Source organism: Phyllobacterium sp. 628 (assembly GCF_014189505.1).
GTDB lineage: Bacteria > Pseudomonadota > Alphaproteobacteria > Rhizobiales > Rhizobiaceae > Phyllobacterium.
The window spans coordinates 154,985-171,133 of record NZ_CP050301.1 but is presented as its reverse complement, the minus strand read 5'-3'; the positions used below and the strand labels follow the sequence as shown (position 1 = coordinate 171,133).

The following is a 16,149-nucleotide window of genomic DNA, read 5'->3' as shown; positions in this document are numbered from 1 at the left end:
AACCGATGCGGTCACCCCCATTCAAATTCTTTCTGATTCAACGATGGAGGCCATGATGGCACCGCGCGTACTCGTATCTGATAAACTTTCCCCCACAGCCGTGCAGATCTTCAAAGATCGCGGCGTCGAAGTTGATTATTTGCCTGATCTTGGCAAGGACAAGGACAAGCTTCTTGAAGTCATCGGCCAGTATGACGGTCTGGCAATCCGCTCGGCCACGAAGGTGACGGAAAAGCTGATTGCGGCGGCCACGAACCTGAAAGTCATTGGCCGCGCTGGTATCGGTGTCGATAACGTGGATATTCCGGCTGCGTCGCGTCGCGGTATCATCGTCATGAACACGCCTTTCGGCAACTCCATCACCACTGCTGAACATGCAGTCGCGCTGATGTTTGCCGTTGCCCGTGAATTGCCGGAAGCCGATGCATCGACCCGTGCTGGCAAGTGGGAAAAGAACCGCTTCATGGGTGTCGAAATCACCGGCAAGACACTCGGCGTCATCGGTTGCGGCAATATCGGCTCCATTGTTGCCACGCGTGGTGTTGGTCTCAAGATGCATGTCATCGCGTTCGATCCGTTCCTGTCGGAAGGCCGAGCCGAAGAGCTGGGCGTTGAGAAGGTTGAACTGGACGAACTTCTGGCGCGTGCTGATTTCATCAGCCTGCACACGCCAATGACCGACAAGACCCGTGGTATCATCAACGCCGAAGCCATTGCCAAGATGAAGGACGGAGTGCGTATTATCAACTGCGCTCGTGGCGGCCTGATTGTCGAAAAGGATTTGGTTGCCGGTCTCAAGTCCGGCAAGGTTGCCGGTGCTGGCATCGATGTGTTCGAGGTTGAACCTGCAACAGAAAACGAACTCTTCGGCATGCCGAATGTTGTTTGCACGCCGCATTTGGGCGCATCCACCAGCGAAGCGCAGGAAAACGTTGCGCTGCAGGTCGCTGAACAGATGGCGGATTATCTGATCAAGGGTGCCGTTTCCAACGCCATCAACATGCCTTCCATCACTGCGGAAGAGGCGCCCCGCTTGCGGCCATTCGTCAAGCTCGCAGAAGTGCTGGGCGCATTTGTCGGTCAGGTTACCGATGAGCCTATTCAGGAAGTGGAAGTGCTGTTTGACGGTTCCACTGCCGGGATGAACACGCGTGCGCTCGTCAGTGCCGCCTTGGCCGGACTGATCCGCCCGCAGGTGGCCGACGTGAACATGGTTTCCGCACCTGTCATGGTGAAGGAGCGCGGCATCATTCTTTCCGAAGTGCGCCGTGATAAATCGGGCGTTTTCGACGGCTATATCAAGCTGACGGTGAAGTCCGAATCGTTGACACGCTCTATTGCCGGAACCTGTTTCTCCGATGGCAAGCCGCGCTTTATCCAGATCAAGGGCATCAATCTTGACGCCGAAGTTGGTCAGCACATGCTGTACACGACCAACAATGATACGCCGGGAATGATCGGCATGCTCGGAACGATCTGTGGCGAGAACGGCGTCAACATCGCAAACTTCTCGCTGGGTCGTGACAATCCCGGCGGCAATGCAATCGCCATGCTCTATCTGGACGAGCGGATTCCGGATCACGTTCTGGAAAAGCTGCGTGTGAACAAGGCAATTGTTTCTGCCAAGCCGCTGGAATTTGACGTCGGCTGATTGTACGGATGTCGCATGACGACATCCGCAACACATACACTGAACTGGCGATTGATGGAGGCGGGAGATCTTGCCTCTGTCATAGCCATGGCAGCCGTCATCCATACGGATTTCTTCGAAGATGACGCGATCTATCTCGAACGCATGCGCCTCTACGGCAAAGGCTGCTTCGTTCTTGAAGGCGAGAATGGCGTGCTGTTCGGCTATGCGATTACGCATCCATGGCAGCTTTATACGACACCCGCACTGAATAGCCTTTTGGGCCAGATACCGCAGCAGCCCAGCACTTATTACCTTCACGACATTGCCCTGATGCCCGCGTCACGCGGAAGCGGGGCTGCGCCGCGTATTGTCGCCATTTTGGCTGAGCAGGCGGAATGGGAAGGTTTGGAAACCATGTCGCTGGTGTCGGTCAATAATTCCATCGGCTTCTGGCAAAAGCAGGGTTTCGAAGTGGTTCACCGGGCAGAACTTGATGCCAAGCTCAAATCCTATTCGGACGATGCCTGTTTTATGGTCCGCAATCTTCGGTAAGGCCGAAGCGGCCTCGTTGGGGCTATAACGCTCTCTTTCTTCACTCACGCGATTGGCCACCGCGATTATCCGGCAGATGACGAATGCGTGTCCTTTTAAGACACAGGTCTGATTGCAATCCATTTTGTAACAATATATCGTTACGAAATTGCATAGGACCAAGGTGCCTTTTGAGTATGAATGACCACGATCCCCTTTTGTCGTCGCTGATGGCGCGTACATCGCTTAATCGCCTCCTCATCGTGTCATGCATCCTCGTCTGCCTTTGGCTTATGATCGTCTGGGCGGTTTCTTTGCCATGAGCATCGCCGCCCTTCGTTTTGCTGATGTGACAGTGGCGTATGATCGCCATCCCGCCGTTCATCACGTCTCCGGCTCGTTTGAACCGGGAAGTTTGACCGCCATTGCCGGCCCGAATGGCGCTGGCAAATCGACCTTGCTCAAAGCTCTGATGGGTGAACTTTCTCTGGCGGAAGGCTCCATTGATCTTGGCGGCATGTCGATCCGCGATTTTGGATACCTGCCACAGGCGGCGGAGATCGACCGGCATTTTCCATTAACGGTAGCCGACACGGTCGTGCTTGGTGCCTGGCGGGAGACAGGTGCCTTTGGCGGTGTCACGCGTGCGGTGGCTGCGAAGGTACGTCAGGCGCTGTCTGCCGTTGGCCTTGAGGGTTTTGAACGCCGTCAGATTGGCTCGCTATCAGCCGGTCAGTTTCAGCGCGTGCTTTTCGCGCGGCTTTTACTGCAAGACGCCAAGGTCATTGTTCTCGATGAGCCATTCACCGCAATTGATGCGCGCACCACGCGGGATCTTCTGGAGATTGTTCAACGCTGGCATACGGAACGCCGCACGGTGATCGCGGTTCTGCATGATTTCGAGCAGGTTCGCGCGCATTTCCCTACGACCCTGTTGCTCGCCCGCGAAGCTGTTGTCTGGGGCCCGACCGATATTGCGCTGGCGCCGGAGAATTTGCTGCGTGCCCGTGCCATGGCCGAAAACTGGGATGAGGGTGCGCCGGTTTGTGATGTGAAAAAGCGGGCACGGGCGTGACGATCTATTCAATCTTTATCGGCCCATTCGTTGAATACGGTTTCATGCGCCGCGCACTGGTTGCGTCGATTGCGCTTGGACTGGGTTCGGGACCTATCGGCGTCCTGCTTATGCTGAGGCGTATGAGCCTCGTTGGCGATGCCATGAGCCATGCCGTTCTGCCAGGGGCCGCTATCGGCTTCCTGATTGCCGGCGGCTTGTCTTTGCCTGCCATGGGATTGGGTGGACTGATCGCCGGTCTCAGCGTCGCAGTTTTATCCGGCATTGTCAGCCGCACCACAGCGTTGAAGGAAGATGCCAGCTTTGCCAGCTTCTATCTGGCGTCGCTGGCGCTGGGCGTGCTGATCGTTTCGCTGCGCGGCTCCAATATTGATCTGCTGCATGTCCTGTTCGGCACCATTCTGGCGATTGATGCGGAAGCGCTTTATCTTGTCGGTGGTATCGCCTCGTTAACGCTTGCCATTCTGGCAGTGGTCTACCGGCCGCTCGTTGCGGAGTGCTTTGACCCGGGCTTTCTGCGCGCCGTCGGAGGGCGTGGCCCGCTTTATCACGTGCTGTTTCTCTTCCTCGTCGTCATCAATCTGGTTGCCGGTTTCCAGGCGCTGGGCACATTGATGGCGGTCGGCATGATGATGCTGCCCGCCGTGATTGCCCAACTCTGGGCGCGCACGCTGCCGGTCATGGTCCTGATTGCCGCCACATCGGCCGGGTTTTCCGGACTTGCCGGACTCATCATCTCTTTTCACCTTGGTTTTGCCTCTGGGCCGACGATCATTCTGACCGCCAGCCTGATCTACGGCGTCTCATTGCTCATCGCCCCATCGGGAGCGTTACGACGCCTTTTCCCCCGCCCCCACCTCAGGGGTTAACATGACAGGAGAATACCCGATGAAATCAACGCGTTTATTGTTTGCACTGGCTGGATCAGTCGCTTTGACCTTTGGAATGGCTGCATCTGCATCGGCAAAAACCATCGATGTTGTTGCCAGCTTTACCGTCCTCGCAGATGTGGTGAAAAATGTTGGCGGTGACCATGTCCACGTCAAAAGCCTCGTGCCGGCAAATGGCGACCCCCACGAATTCGAACCATCCCCGGATGATGCCAAGGCGGTGAAAGGCGCAGCGGTTACTTTTGTCAGCGGTGAAGGCCTCGAGAGCTGGTTCGAACGTCTTACCAAGGCTTCCGGTGCGACAGAGAAGCCGGTGGTTGTTTCGACCGGTATCAAGACCCACACATTTGAAGATGATGGCAAGAAAGTCACAGACCCGCATGTCTGGAACAGTGTTCCCAATGTGCTGATCTGGGTTTCGAACATCGAGAAGAGCCTCGCCAAGGCCGACCCGGAAGATGCCGCTGACTTTAAAGCCAATGCGGCGCGTTACACGAAACAGCTGGAAGAACTGAATGCCAGCGTTCATGCCAAGCTCGATGCTGTGGCGAAGGACAAGCGCAAAGTGCTGACCAGCCACGATGCCTTCGGTTACTATGGCAAAGAATATGGTGTGACTTTCCTGTCGCCGCTTGGCGTTTCGACCGAGACTGAAGCCTCTGCCGGTGATGTGGCAAAGCTGATCGAGCAGATCAAAAAGGAAAAGGTGAGGGTCTACTTCTTCGAGAACTCGAATGATCCACGCCTGATCAAGCAGATCGCCGACGCAACGGGCGCGCAGCCCGGTGGCGAGCTTTATCCCGAAGCGCTCTCTGCTGCAGATGGACCGGCTTCGACCTACGCGAAGCTCATCAGCTACAACACGGACCAGATCGTCAAGGCGATCGCCAGATAAACAATCAATTCAAGGGGGCGTCGTCAACGGCGCCCCTTCTGTTTCCCATAAAGCTCAATAAACTCCGGTTCCCGGTACGGGTTTGACGCGGCATGTGGACGATGATCCGGCGTCTGGATATTTTCCCGCCAGCATAGCGCGTTTATTCGTTTGATAATGGCAAATTGGTCTTGCTTAGGCCGAAAGAATTGTCGCGCTTTTATGAACCAGCCTGTATAGAAGCACCGCATTTATCAAAAAATGCGTGGCGAGGTTGTGACTCGAGGAGTTTTGAATGGCAAATGTTGTGGTGATCGGCTCCCAGTGGGGCGATGAGGGCAAGGGCAAGATTGTTGATTGGCTTTCCGAACGGGCCGATATCATTGTCCGCTTTCAGGGTGGGCATAATGCCGGCCATACGCTGGTTGTTGATGGCGTCACCTACAAATTGTCGCTGCTCCCATCGGGTGTCGTGCGCAAGGGCAAACTTTCGATCATCGGTAACGGTGTTGTTTTCGACCCGCATGCATTTATTGCCGAAAAGAAAAGGCTCGAGAGTCAAGGCGTTGTCATCACGCCTGAGACACTGAAGATCGCTGAAAACACCACACTGATCCTGTCTATCCATGGCGAGCTTGACCGTCGCCGCGAAGCGTCGAATTCCGGCACCAAGATTGGTACGACCGGCCGTGGTATCGGCCCGGCCTATGAAGACAAGGTCGGCCGCCGCGCGATCCACGTGCTTGATCTCGCTGACCCGGACACACTCCCCGCCAAGATTGAACGGTTGCTGGCGCATCACAACCCGCTGCGTCGTGGTCTTGGTATCGAGGAAGTTGACGGTTCCAAGCTGCTGGCCGAATTGCTTGAAGCTGCGCCGCACATCCTGCCGTTCATGGACCGCGTCTGGTATGTACTGGATCAGAAGAAGCGGGCAGGTGAGCGCATTCTTTTTGAAGGTGCACAGGGCACGCTGCTCGATATCGATCATGGCACCTATCCGTTTGTGACGTCGTCGAACACCGTGGCAGGTCAGGCTTCTGCCGGTTCCGGCATTGGACCGGGATCGCTGCACTACGTTCTCGGTATCACCAAAGCTTACACGACGCGTGTTGGCGAAGGACCTTTCCCGACCGAACAGCAGAATGAAGTGGGCGAGTTCCTTGGTCAGCGCGGCCACGAATTTGGTGTTGTTACAGGACGCAAGCGCCGTTGCGGCTGGTTCGACGCTGTTCTCGTGCGTCAGGCCGTTGCCAACAATGGCATCAGCGGCATTGCGCTGACGAAGCTCGATGTTCTGGATGGCCTGGATGAGATCAAGGTCTGCACCAGTTATGAGCTTGATGGGGAGGTCATTGACTACCTTCCGGCAAGCCAGGGCGCACAGGCTCGCGTCAAGCCGATCTACGTAACGCTGGAAGGCTGGAAAGAGACCACCGCCGGAGCGCGCAGCTGGAGTGAATTGCCGGCGCAGGCAATCAAATATGTGCGCTATGTGGAAGAACTGATTGGTGCGCCGATCGCACTTCTTTCAACCAGCCCGGAGCGTGACGATACAATACTTGTTACTGACCCGTTTCATGATTAGAGTCGCAAACAGGTTCAGAGGTTAATCTCACAGCAAAACCATAGGTTTGGGTGAATGGCAGATTTCGTTGCAGTATTGAGAAAGACAATTGACGGGCTCGCGGATCCAACTCCCGAGCTCCGCCAACGTGTGTATGCAAAAGCTCGCGCAACGATTGAGCAGAAGCTTGCGACGCTGAATGCGCCGGAAGCCGTGGCGGTTCGTCAGAAGCAGGCATTGGAAGACGCGATCGTTGAGGTTGAGTCCGGTTTCAAGCCAGTGCTTGACGATATCGCACCAAAGCCTGAGCCTATTCCGGTTGCGCCGTCTATTCCAGCGCCTGCGCCCGTGGTTCCGGCACCGGTCGTGCCAGCACCAGCCGTTGCCGCGCCTCCCGTATTTGCGGCGCAGCCCAAGCCGGTTGCACCACCCGCACCCGCATCCGTTCCAACGCCATCCTTCACCAAGCCGATTGCGCAGTCCGATGCACTTGAGGATTTTCTGACGACCCATGGCTCAAGCGGTGCGAAGCCGATTGAGCCAAAGGAGGAAAGTTTCCGCGCCGAGCGTCCGTTGTCGGGCTCATTCCCGCCGCTCGAAAACAGTCTCAACGCCGGACGGGGTCCGGAAGAAGAACTTGATGACACGGATTCCGGCTTCACGACAGAAGATCGCAGCGCCGGTGACTACGGTGTTTATACACGCGGCCCACTGAAGCAGCCAAAACCGAAGCGTTCGCTGGTGCCGTTGCTGAGTTTGCTTGGCCTGCTGCTGATTATAGCGGGCGGTGCCTATGCGGGCTGGACCTATAAGGACCAGATTTCTGCGCGAACCGCTTCAATAAAGACTTATCTGGCCAGCCTGACCGGAAGTGGCGATACGCCACCGGCCAAACCGGCAGAGACTGCGAGCAATCAGCCTGCGACACCGCCCGTGAAGACCGAGCAGCCTGCACAAACAGCGCCGCAAACGGCACAGCCGACACCTGCAAAACCAGCAGCGACGGATACGGGGGAGCCAAAGGCAGAACCCAAACTGACACAACGCTTGCTGCCGGACGGCCAGGAAATCAATCCGGGTCCCGCCAACGATACGCCTTCGCTGGGCGAGGGCACATCGGTGGCGGCAACGTCGCCTGATCAACAGCCAGCACAACAGCCGCCTGCTGCACAGGGGCAACAGCCTGCTGCGCCTACAAATCAGACACAGCCGCCAGCTGCAGCGCTGCCGATTGGCCAGAAAGCGTTTTTCTATGAGGAACGCTCCGGTCAGGATGCAGGTACAGCCGATGCGGGCGGTGTCGTATGGTCGGTCGTTCAGGAATCACCCGGCAATGATCTGCCCCCCGAAGCAGCCATCCGTGCCGAGGTTACTATCCCGGATCGTGGCATCAAACTGCGTATGGTTATCCGGCGCAATGGCGACAAGACACTCCCGGCCAGCCATCTGGTTGAAATGATCTTTACGGTTCCGGACGGATTTCCCGGTGGTTCCATCGACGCTGTATCGCGTATGACGTTGAAGGATACGGAACAGGCGCCGGGTAGCCCGCTTGTGGGCATTCCGGCCAAGATCGCCGACAATTTCTTCATTGTCGCGATGAACGATGCCAAGACGGCTGTGGATACAAATATGTCCTTGCTCCGCCGTCAGTCATGGATCGATATTCCGATTGCCTACAAGACCGGCCGCCGCGCGCTTCTGACCCTTGAAAAAGGCCTGCCCGGCGAAAAGGTGTTCGACGATGTGCTGAAAGCCTGGGCTGCAAAAGCAGGCGGTTAGTTTCGGCATAATTCAAAAGTAAAAAGAAGGCTCCGTTTTCCGGAGCCTTCTTTTTATGGCAATTGTTTTTCCATTGGTTGTCCGGCCAATGGGCCCCACATTTCGATCGGGCCGCTATCGCGATAACCGCACGCCTCGTAGAAGCGGTGGGCAGTCAGTGTGCTGGTGAGGTTGCTCCGGGTTTTTCCCTGTTCTTTCAGATAGGCTTCAAGCCCTGTGAGAATGGCTTTGCTGATGCCAAGAAACCGGGCGTCAGGCGAGACATAATTGAGTATGATTTCGCCGGAAGCCGTGACCGATCCAACACCGAGTATATGGGAGCCATCCACGGCTACGAGCATTCGCTGATTGGGCATGTTGATCCATACCAGCACATTCTCCGGCGTTTTGTTCGCAAGCCAGTCAGCAATGATCGCAGTGCTGGCTCCGTGGTCGGAAACGCATAACTCCTCAATGGAGCGGCGCAGCACGTTGCATATCTGATCACTGTCGCCTGCAATTGCTGTTCTAATTTTCACCCGCTACTCCCTGCGTCGCGGTTTGAGGCTGGCGCTCATAAAACACGTCCCATTCATCTTCGCCGGTTTCGATAAAGCCATGCCGGGCATAGAAGCGCCCAGCATCGCTTTGCTGCAGGACGCTCAGGCGCACCGGCAGTCCGGCACGATCTGCCTCCTCAAGCAGTTTGGATAAGACCCTGCTGCCAAGACCTTGCGCCTGCAGCTCCGGAAAAATGTAGAAATGTTCAAGCAGGAGGTGATCATCAACCGGTCCCATGGCGACACACCCTGCCAGAGTGCCCTCGGGATTGATAATCAGGCGGGTATAATGAGGCCGGTAGGAATTGCGAAACCGGTCATAGGCCCGCCATTCATCGAAGCGGCCGATACGTTCGAGACTTTCGCGCATTGTCCGGAGGCGCAATTGCAGGAGACGGTCAAAATCATCGATGGATGCGGATTGAAATGTAAACATGTGTGGCTGCCTGCGAATATCGGGTGTTGCAGGCTGATTTTATCAGCAATCTTTGTCAATATGACTTTGGCGTACAGGTCCGGGTCTTCGCGAGGAAACAGGCATGATCGGTTATACAATGGTGGGGACGAACAACCTGGCCAAGGCGCGTCAGTTTTATGACCCTATCATGAGCGGGATGGGTCTTGATGAATGCTGGTGTGATGAACAGTTGGCTTCCTGGGGCAAGCGCGAAGATCCCAACTACCCACGATTTTTCGTTGGCCATCCTTTCGATGGCGGAGTGGCGACAATCGGCAACGGAGTCATGACCGCTTTCAGATTTGATGATGCCGAAATTATCGATCGTCTTTATAAACTGGCAATGCAGAATGGCGGCAGCGATGAAGGTGCGCCGGGCTCACGGCCCCAGTACGGCTCTGGTTTTTATGGCGCCTATGTGCGTGATCCCGATGGCAACAAGCTTGCCTTCGTTTGCTACGACGCCAAGGTTCAGGAATAATTTCACTGTAGCGATTTTGTTTCAAAAAGAAAAAGGCCCCGGATGTCCGGAGCCTTTCGCGTATTTGTGTAGCGGCGGTTTATCGCGCCTCGCCACCTGTTGAAACAAGCGCCTTCTGCTGTTTCATGGCGGCGGCCTTCACGGCATCCTGCACTTTTTCAAAGGCACGGACTTCGATCTGGCGGACCCGTTCACGGCTGATACCGAATTCGGTCGACAGATCCTCGAGGGTTACCGGATCATCGGCCAGACGGCGCGCCTGGAAGATGCGCCGTTCGCGCTCGTTGAGCGATGACATGGCGCCGGAAAGCATTTCGCGGCGGTTTTCCAGCTCATCCTGCTCGATCAGCATGGTTTCCTGGCTGTCATGGTCATCCACCAGCCAATCCTGCCAATCGCCGCCGGCTTCGCCATCAGCGGAACGAATCGGAGCATTGAGCGATGCATCGCCGGAAAGCCGGCGGTTCATCGATACAACTTCATCCTCGGAAACACTGAGGCGGGTCGCGATTTCCTTGACCTGTTCAGGGTTGAGATCGCCATCATCCAGCGCCTGAATCTTGCTCTTCACCTTGCGCAGGTTGAAGAACAGACGCTTCTGGTTGGCGGTCGTGCCCATCTTGACCAAGCTCCATGAACGCAGGACATATTCCTGAATCGAAGCCTTGATCCACCACATGGCATAGGTTGCCAGACGGAAACCCCGTTCCGGTTCGAAACGTTTGACTGCCTGCATCAAGCCGACATTGCCTTCGGAAATAACTTCCCCGATCGGCAGGCCGTAGCCGCGATAACCCATCGCAATCTTGGCAACGAGACGCAGATGGCTGGTTACGAGCCTATGAGCCGCTTTCGGATCCGCATGCTCCAGATACCGCTTGGCGAGCATGTACTCTTCCTGCGGTTCGAGCATGGGAAAGCGACGAATTTCTTCGAGATAACGGGTAAGACCGCCGTCACCGGCAACTAGACTTGGAAGATTTTGGGCCACTGAGCACCCCTCCTCATTGTGAAATGAACCCCCATTTCCGGCAGGTTCGCAGCAACCGGGCGCCCGCTTTTCGCGGCACACCCAGATTCATGCTATCCATATATAGGTAGCATTTTGTCAAAAACACGATGCATTAAGAGTCGAAACAATTTGTCACATAAACGTGAACAATAGAGTCAAGATTTCCATCCGCGTTCTATAACGTACGGTATGAAATAAAGTTCCGCAAGTATTTTAATTGGATTCTGTGCAGTGCAGCTAAAGCGGCGTCGTGCGAAACGCCTCTATCAGTTCAGCCATGTCTGCCGGCACGTCCGCTACAAAGCGAAGAACCTCTCCCGTGGAAGGATGTTCAAAAGCCAGAATCTGCGCATGCAGCGCCTGTCTCGAAAAGCCTTTGACCACGCTTTGCAATGGCTCTGCCAGCTTATTGGCCTTGGTCTTGTAGGCGCTGCCATATTCCACATCGCCAACCAGGGGATGGCCAATATGGGCCATATGGACGCGAATCTGATGGGTCCTGCCAGTTTCGAGACGGCATTCAACCAGCGCGGCAACGGCGGTGGAATCCTCCTTCGCCCCGAATCGTTCCTGAATATCGAAATGCGTGATCGCGTGGCGTGCGTCGTCGCGCTCTTCATGCACAACCGCCTGTTTGGTGCGGTCGCGATGCGAACGGCCCAGCGGCGCATCAATCGTACCGGTCTTGCGATCCGGTGTGCCCCAGACCAGAGCGAGATAGGCCCGTTCCAGATCGCCGGTACGGCCATGGTCGGCAAATTGCGCGCTGAGATGCCGGTGGGCCAGATCATTCTTGGCAATGACCATCACGCCGCTGGTTTCCTTGTCGATACGATGGACAATGCCGGGGCGCTTTACGCCGCCGACGCCGGACAGCGTATCGCCGCAATGATAGATCAGTGCGTTGACCAGGGTGCCGGTCCAATTGCCATTGCCGGGGTGAACGACAAGTCCGGCAGGTTTGTTGATCACGATCAGATCGGCGTCCTCATAGAGAATATCGAGGTCGATCTTTTCTCCGAGGGGCGTCGCATCTTCCGGCTCGGGAATTTCAACAGTGATGCTGATCCCTTCGCGTAGCTTGTGTTTGGTCTCGCGAACAACCTTGCCGTCCACACTTACCTGACCGTCGCTGATGAGCGCCTGGATGCGGTTGCGTGACAGATCTGGTGCCAGTTGAGCGGAAAGCCAAGCATCAAGCCGCTTGCCTGCTGCCTCAATATCGGTAATTAGCTCTTTCAAAGACCTCGTCCCTTCGTTACAGAGGCTTGGTTTCGAAACCTCGGAGAATGCCATTCATGGCCAATATCAATGCTGACACGGAAACGGAAGAGCAGCCGCTCGATCCAGCAATGGAACGGGTGCGCCGCAAGATGATCCGGCTTCTGGCTGTTTCCATCGGCATTATGGTGATTGGTCTTATGGCGGTGCTTGCAGCCATTGTCTACAAGATTAACCAGCCGACGAGTGGTGCGCCAAAGCCAGCCGCCGTTCATCCGGAGATTCCGGGGCAGCCTATCGGTGATGCGCTGGTTGGTGAAGCGATCACACTTGATCCCGGCACACGTGTCCTGTCGCACAATCTTTCCGGCTCCATGCTGTCGCTGGAGACGCGTCTGGCGAATGGTACCCGGCAAATTCTGGTTTATGACGTGGCTACCAAGCGCGTTGTCGCACGTATCTCGGAAGCTGCGAACTAGGTCGCATACCATTTCAATCAGATTTATGAGCGTTCGACCTAGCTTGAACAATTCTGCAATGGTCATTGTCCATAATTGACCATTGCACTTTCCGGTCTGCTTGATTATACCCGCCCAATCGACTGCGCGCCCATCGTCTAGCGGTCAGGACACCGCCCTCTCACGGCGGGAACAGGGGTTCGATTCCCCTTGGGCGTACCAAATTCCCTACCGATGATGTTTTCTCCAAAACAACAGGATGGCTTTCGCCTGCTATTGATCTCAGGCGCGCTTTTTCTTGACTTCGGCCATGCGCGGCTTGGTCTCCAGGCCGCTTTTGTAGAGATTGTTACGGTCAAGGTTCCTGACATCGCGTTCGCCGCAGAGCGCCATGGTAATATCGAGCTCGTTACGGATAATTTCCAAAGCCTCGGTGACGCCCTGCTTGCCGCCTGCACCAAGTCCATAAAGGAATGCACGCCCGATGAACGTACCCTTGGCGCCAATGGCGAGGGCTTTCAATACATCCTGACCGGAACGAATGCCGCCATCAAACAGCACTTCGATCTTGTCGCCGACTGCATCGACGATATCGGCGAGAACGGAAATGGACGACGGCGCACCATCGAGCTGACGGCCGCCGTGGTTCGACACGATAATGGCGTCCGCGCCTGTTGAAGCCGCCATGCGGGCATCTTCGACATCAAGAATACCCTTGATGATCAGCTTGCCGCCCCAGCGTTCCTTGATCCAGGCAACATCGTTCCAGGATAGGCGGGGGTCGAACTGTTCATGAGTCCAATTGCCAAGGGATGAGATATCGCCAACGCCTTTGGCATGCCCCACAATGTTCCTGAACGTGCGGCGATTGGTTCTCGCCATGCCAAGACACCATTGTGGTCGTATCGCCATCTGCCAGATATGTTTCAGCGTGAATTTTGGCGGGGCGGACAGCCCATTGCGAACGTCCTTGTGGCGCTGGCCAAGGATTTGCAAATCCAGTGTGAGAACCAGTGCCGAGCATTTGGCCGCCTTGGCGCGATCAATCAGATTGTTGACGAAGTCGCGGTCGCGCATGACGTAAAGCTGGAACCAGAACGGCTTTTTCGTTACCGAAGCAACATCCTCGATGGAGCAGATGCTCATGGTCGAGAGCGTGAACGGTACGCCAAATTCTTCCGCGGCTTGTGCTGCCAGCATCTCGCCATCGGCGTGCTGCATACCGGTCAGACCCGTCGGCGCAAGCGCAACAGGCATCGAGACTGTTTGTCCCGCCATCGTGCTTTCGAGTGTGCGGTTTGTCATATCGACGGCAACACGCTGGCGCAGTTGAATCCTGCGGAAATCTTCCTCGTTGGCGCGGTAGGTGCTTTCCGTCCACGCGCCGGAATCGGCATAGTCGAAGAACATCTTTGGCACCCGGCGCTGGGCAATCCGTTTCAAATCGGCAATTTCAACTGTCTTGGGCATCGTTTCCGTCCGGAGTTTTTTGTGTTTGTTTGTGACAATAGCAAGGTTGAAGAGACAAGCACCTAAATTGTCACAATTTGCTAAAAAGTCATATACGATGATTGTCTTTACAGATAAATTTATATCTGACATTTGGCATAAGACCGACAGTTTGGTTATGGTTAGGTCTATCGCATCAAAATCCCAAAGGATCGCTTTCATGACAAAACAACCGGTTCTCGTGCTTGGACCGCTCATGCCCTATTTGCTGACCGAGCTGGAAAAGCGCTACGCGGTTGAAAAGCTTTACGAAGAGAAGGATGCGCTGAAATTTCTGCTGGACAATGCCGGGCGGTTCCGCGCCGTGGTCACCAGTACGTTTACCGGCATCAAAGCGGATATGATTGATCTTCTGCCTGCTACCGAAATCATCTCTTCCTTCGGTGTGGGTACGGATTCGCTTGATGTCTCCTATGCCAACGCCAGAGGCATCAAGGTTGCAAATACCCCTGACGTACTGAATGAAGACACGGCCAATATGGCGATTGTGCTGTTGTTGGCTGCAACACGCGATCTCGTGGCGAATGACCGTTTCGTTCGGGAGGGACGCTGGGCCAAGGGAGAGAATGCACCGCTGGCGCAGGGCATTGAAGGCAAGCGTGTCGGGCTGGTCGGTCTGGGGCGTATCGGCAGTGTCATTGCAGAAAAGCTTTTGGCCTTTGGCTGTGACGTGGCTTACCACACGCGCAACAGGAAGCCTGACGCGCCATACACCTATTATGACAATCTGATTGAGCTGGCGCGGGACAGTGCAGCGCTGATTGCTATCCTGCCGGGCGGCGACGCGACGCAGGGCGTCATTTCACGCGATGTTCTGAAAGCGCTGGGCCCGGATGGAACGTTCATCAATGTGGCGCGGGGAACAGTTGTCGACGAGGTAGCGCTTGTTGAATTGTTGCAGTCCGGCGAATTGGGCAAGGCGGGGCTCGATGTGTTTGCCGACGAGCCAAATGTGCCGGAAGCCCTGTTCAAACTCGACAATGTCGTGTTGCAGCCGCATATGGGCAGTGCGACGGTGGAAACCCGCCGGGCGATGGCAGACCGTGTCGTAACCAATCTGGAAGCCTATTTCGCCGAAAAGCCGTAGCCGCAGATATTGGAGCTTGCCGGATCAGGGTGCGGCAAGCTCATTTCGTGAAAGATTATCCGAAGACCACCGTCTTGTGGCCATTGAGCATGACGCGGGATTCAAGGTGCTTCTTGACCGCCCGGGCCAGAACCCGGCTTTCAATATCCCGGCCGGTGGCAACGAAGTCTTCCGCGCTCATTGCATGGCTGACCCGCTCGGTCTCCTGCTCGATGATCGGACCTTCATCGAGATCGGGCGTCACATAATGCGCCGTCGCCCCGATCAGCTTCACGCCGCGCTCGAATGCCTGATGGTAGGGTTTTGCACCCTTGAAGCTTGGCAGGAACGAGTGATGGATGTTGATCACCTTGCCGAACAGTCGCTTGGAAATCGTGTCCGACAAAACCTGCATGTAGCGGGCAAGGATGACGAGATCAGCGCCGGTATCCTTGACGATCTTCAGAAGTGCTTCTTCCTGCTCCTTCTTGTTGTCTTTCGACACAGGCAGGACATGATAGGCAATGCCTTCATGCTCGGCAAAGCGGCGGCTGTCCTCATGGTTGGAGACGATGGCGGCGACTTCCGCATCGAGCCAGCCAACCTTGATCTGATAAATCAGGTGCAACAGCGCATGGTCGAACCTGGAGACCATGATGACGATCTTCGGCTTCTTGGCCTGATCGATCAGGGTTGTTTTCATGCTGAAGCGCTCGACCGCAGGTTTCAGGGCGCGCTCAACATCATCCTTGGAGGTTGCATCCGAGGCGGCAAAGGCAATGCGCATGAAGAAACGGTTGGTCTGGCGATCCCAGAACTGGTTGCTCTCGGCAATATTGGCATCGATGGCTGCAAGCTCCGTCGTCACCGACGCGACAATACCCGGCTTGTCTTCGCACGACAGCGTGAGGATGTAGTTCTTGTTTGGCATGAGAAACTCCCGGGATACAGATCGATAATTAACGGCGATCATAGTGAGGGCGGCTGGAGCGCGTCGATACAAATGCGAAGCGCTCAGTCCTTTTTCCGGCATTGGCCCGCATGGTCAAATGAT

Annotated in this window: 16 protein-coding genes and 1 tRNA gene; 11 read left to right on the top strand and 6 right to left on the bottom strand. The window is 55.7% G+C overall.

Annotation, left to right across the window (positions count from 1 at the left end; all coding sequences use genetic code 11):
* Positions 1–55 precede the first annotated feature (55 nt).
* The 7 genes from serA to HB779_RS25680 all read left to right on the top strand — a co-directional run bounded on the left by serA (position 56) and on the right by HB779_RS25680 (position 8,352).
* Complete coding sequence (gene serA / locus HB779_RS02340; protein ID WP_188344220.1) at positions 56–1,651, top strand: phosphoglycerate dehydrogenase; 1,596 nt, start codon at positions 56–58, stop codon at positions 1,649–1,651.
* Positions 1,652–1,666: 15 nt separating this feature from the next.
* Positions 1,667–2,185 (top strand): GNAT family N-acetyltransferase, encoded by a 519-nt coding sequence (locus HB779_RS02335; protein ID WP_244642445.1) that lies wholly within the window; start codon positions 1,667–1,669, stop codon positions 2,183–2,185.
* Between the two features lie 298 nt (positions 2,186–2,483).
* Positions 2,484–3,239 (top strand): metal ABC transporter ATP-binding protein, encoded by a 756-nt coding sequence (locus HB779_RS02330; RefSeq protein WP_188344219.1) that lies wholly within the window; start codon positions 2,484–2,486, stop codon positions 3,237–3,239.
* A 44-nt stretch (positions 3,240–3,283) separates the two neighbouring features.
* Positions 3,284–4,108, top strand: a complete 825-nt coding sequence (locus tag HB779_RS02325; protein ID WP_371823906.1) for a metal ABC transporter permease — start codon at positions 3,284–3,286, stop codon at positions 4,106–4,108.
* Positions 4,109–4,127: 19 nt separating this feature from the next.
* Positions 4,128–5,024, top strand: coding sequence for a metal ABC transporter solute-binding protein, Zn/Mn family (locus tag HB779_RS02320; RefSeq protein ID WP_188344217.1), 897 nt, complete (start codon positions 4,128–4,130; stop codon positions 5,022–5,024).
* A 274-nt stretch (positions 5,025–5,298) separates the two neighbouring features.
* Complete coding sequence (locus HB779_RS02315; protein ID WP_188344216.1) at positions 5,299–6,591, top strand: adenylosuccinate synthase; 1,293 nt, start codon at positions 5,299–5,301, stop codon at positions 6,589–6,591.
* Between the two features lie 129 nt (positions 6,592–6,720).
* Complete coding sequence (locus tag HB779_RS25680) at positions 6,721–8,352, top strand: hypothetical protein (protein WP_371823882.1); 1,632 nt, start codon at positions 6,721–6,723, stop codon at positions 8,350–8,352.
* Between the two features lie 53 nt (positions 8,353–8,405).
* On the opposite strand, the gene HB779_RS02305 is transcribed toward HB779_RS25680, so the two are convergent.
* The gene (locus tag HB779_RS02305) at positions 8,406–8,870 is read right to left on the bottom strand and encodes a GNAT family N-acetyltransferase (RefSeq protein ID WP_188344214.1); all 465 of its coding nucleotides are present in this window, start codon (positions 8,868–8,870) and stop codon (positions 8,406–8,408) included.
* Positions 8,860–9,327, bottom strand: coding sequence for a GNAT family N-acetyltransferase (locus tag HB779_RS02300; protein ID WP_188344213.1), 468 nt, complete (start codon positions 9,325–9,327; stop codon positions 8,860–8,862). Before HB779_RS02300 ends, HB779_RS02305 begins: the two co-directional genes overlap by 11 nt.
* Before the next feature lie 103 nt (positions 9,328–9,430).
* On the opposite strand from HB779_RS02300, the gene HB779_RS02295 reads away from it, so the two are divergent.
* Positions 9,431–9,829 carry a VOC family protein gene (locus tag HB779_RS02295; protein WP_188344212.1) on the top strand — a complete coding sequence of 133 codons (399 nt, stop codon included), beginning with the start codon at positions 9,431–9,433 and terminating at the stop codon, positions 9,827–9,829.
* Positions 9,830–9,908: 79 nt separating this feature from the next.
* On the opposite strand, the gene rpoH is transcribed toward HB779_RS02295, so the two are convergent.
* Entirely contained in the window at positions 9,909–10,820 is a 912-nt protein-coding gene (rpoH, locus tag HB779_RS02290; protein ID WP_188344211.1) for an RNA polymerase sigma factor RpoH, read from the bottom strand.
* A 258-nt stretch (positions 10,821–11,078) separates the two neighbouring features.
* Entirely contained in the window at positions 11,079–12,137 is a 1,059-nt protein-coding gene (locus HB779_RS02285) for an RluA family pseudouridine synthase (protein WP_188344210.1), read from the bottom strand.
* Between the two features lie 2 nt (positions 12,138–12,139).
* Between HB779_RS02285 and HB779_RS02280 the strand changes: the two genes are divergently transcribed.
* Together HB779_RS02280 and HB779_RS02275 are read left to right on the top strand one after the other, a co-directional pair.
* Complete coding sequence (locus tag HB779_RS02280; RefSeq protein ID WP_188344209.1) at positions 12,140–12,541, top strand: fimbrial protein; 402 nt, start codon at positions 12,140–12,142, stop codon at positions 12,539–12,541.
* Positions 12,542–12,667: 126 nt separating this feature from the next.
* Positions 12,668–12,742, top strand: a tRNA-Glu gene (locus tag HB779_RS02275).
* Between the two features lie 60 nt (positions 12,743–12,802).
* Here the strand turns inward: HB779_RS02275 and HB779_RS02270 are convergent.
* Positions 12,803–13,990 (bottom strand): alpha-hydroxy acid oxidase, encoded by a 1,188-nt coding sequence (locus HB779_RS02270; RefSeq protein WP_188344208.1) that lies wholly within the window; start codon positions 13,988–13,990, stop codon positions 12,803–12,805.
* 199 nt (positions 13,991–14,189) lie between these two features.
* On the opposite strand from HB779_RS02270, the gene HB779_RS02265 reads away from it, so the two are divergent.
* Positions 14,190–15,116: a 2-hydroxyacid dehydrogenase gene (locus HB779_RS02265; RefSeq protein ID WP_188344207.1), complete on the top strand. Its 927-nt coding sequence runs from the start codon at positions 14,190–14,192 to the stop codon at positions 15,114–15,116.
* Between the two features lie 55 nt (positions 15,117–15,171).
* On the opposite strand, the gene purU is transcribed toward HB779_RS02265, so the two are convergent.
* Entirely contained in the window at positions 15,172–16,026 is an 855-nt protein-coding gene (gene purU, locus HB779_RS02260; RefSeq protein WP_188344206.1) for a formyltetrahydrofolate deformylase, read from the bottom strand.
* Positions 16,027–16,149 lie beyond the last annotated feature (123 nt).

Coding starts and splice junctions, on each gene's coding strand:
- purU (WP_188344206.1), bottom strand. CDS start 16,026: ATGCCAAACAAGAACTACATCCTCACGCTGTCGTGCGAAGACAAGCCG.
- HB779_RS02270 (WP_188344208.1), bottom strand. CDS start 13,990: ATGCCCAAGACAGTTGAAATTGCCGATTTGAAACGGATTGCCCAGCGC.
- HB779_RS02295 (WP_188344212.1), top strand. CDS start 9,431: ATGATCGGTTATACAATGGTGGGGACGAACAACCTGGCCAAGGCGCGT.
- HB779_RS02285 (WP_188344210.1), bottom strand. CDS start 12,137: ATGGCATTCTCCGAGGTTTCGAAACCAAGCCTCTGTAACGAAGGGACG.
- HB779_RS02280 (WP_188344209.1), top strand. CDS start 12,140: ATGGCCAATATCAATGCTGACACGGAAACGGAAGAGCAGCCGCTCGAT.
- HB779_RS02325 (WP_371823906.1), top strand. CDS start 3,284: ATGCGCCGCGCACTGGTTGCGTCGATTGCGCTTGGACTGGGTTCGGGA.
- HB779_RS02300 (WP_188344213.1), bottom strand. CDS start 9,327: ATGTTTACATTTCAATCCGCATCCATCGATGATTTTGACCGTCTCCTG.
- HB779_RS02320 (WP_188344217.1), top strand. CDS start 4,128: ATGAAATCAACGCGTTTATTGTTTGCACTGGCTGGATCAGTCGCTTTG.
- HB779_RS02315 (WP_188344216.1), top strand. CDS start 5,299: ATGGCAAATGTTGTGGTGATCGGCTCCCAGTGGGGCGATGAGGGCAAG.
- HB779_RS02265 (WP_188344207.1), top strand. CDS start 14,190: ATGACAAAACAACCGGTTCTCGTGCTTGGACCGCTCATGCCCTATTTG.
- HB779_RS02335 (WP_244642445.1), top strand. CDS start 1,667: ATGACGACATCCGCAACACATACACTGAACTGGCGATTGATGGAGGCG.
- serA (WP_188344220.1), top strand. CDS start 56: ATGGCACCGCGCGTACTCGTATCTGATAAACTTTCCCCCACAGCCGTG.
- HB779_RS02330 (WP_188344219.1), top strand. CDS start 2,484: ATGAGCATCGCCGCCCTTCGTTTTGCTGATGTGACAGTGGCGTATGAT.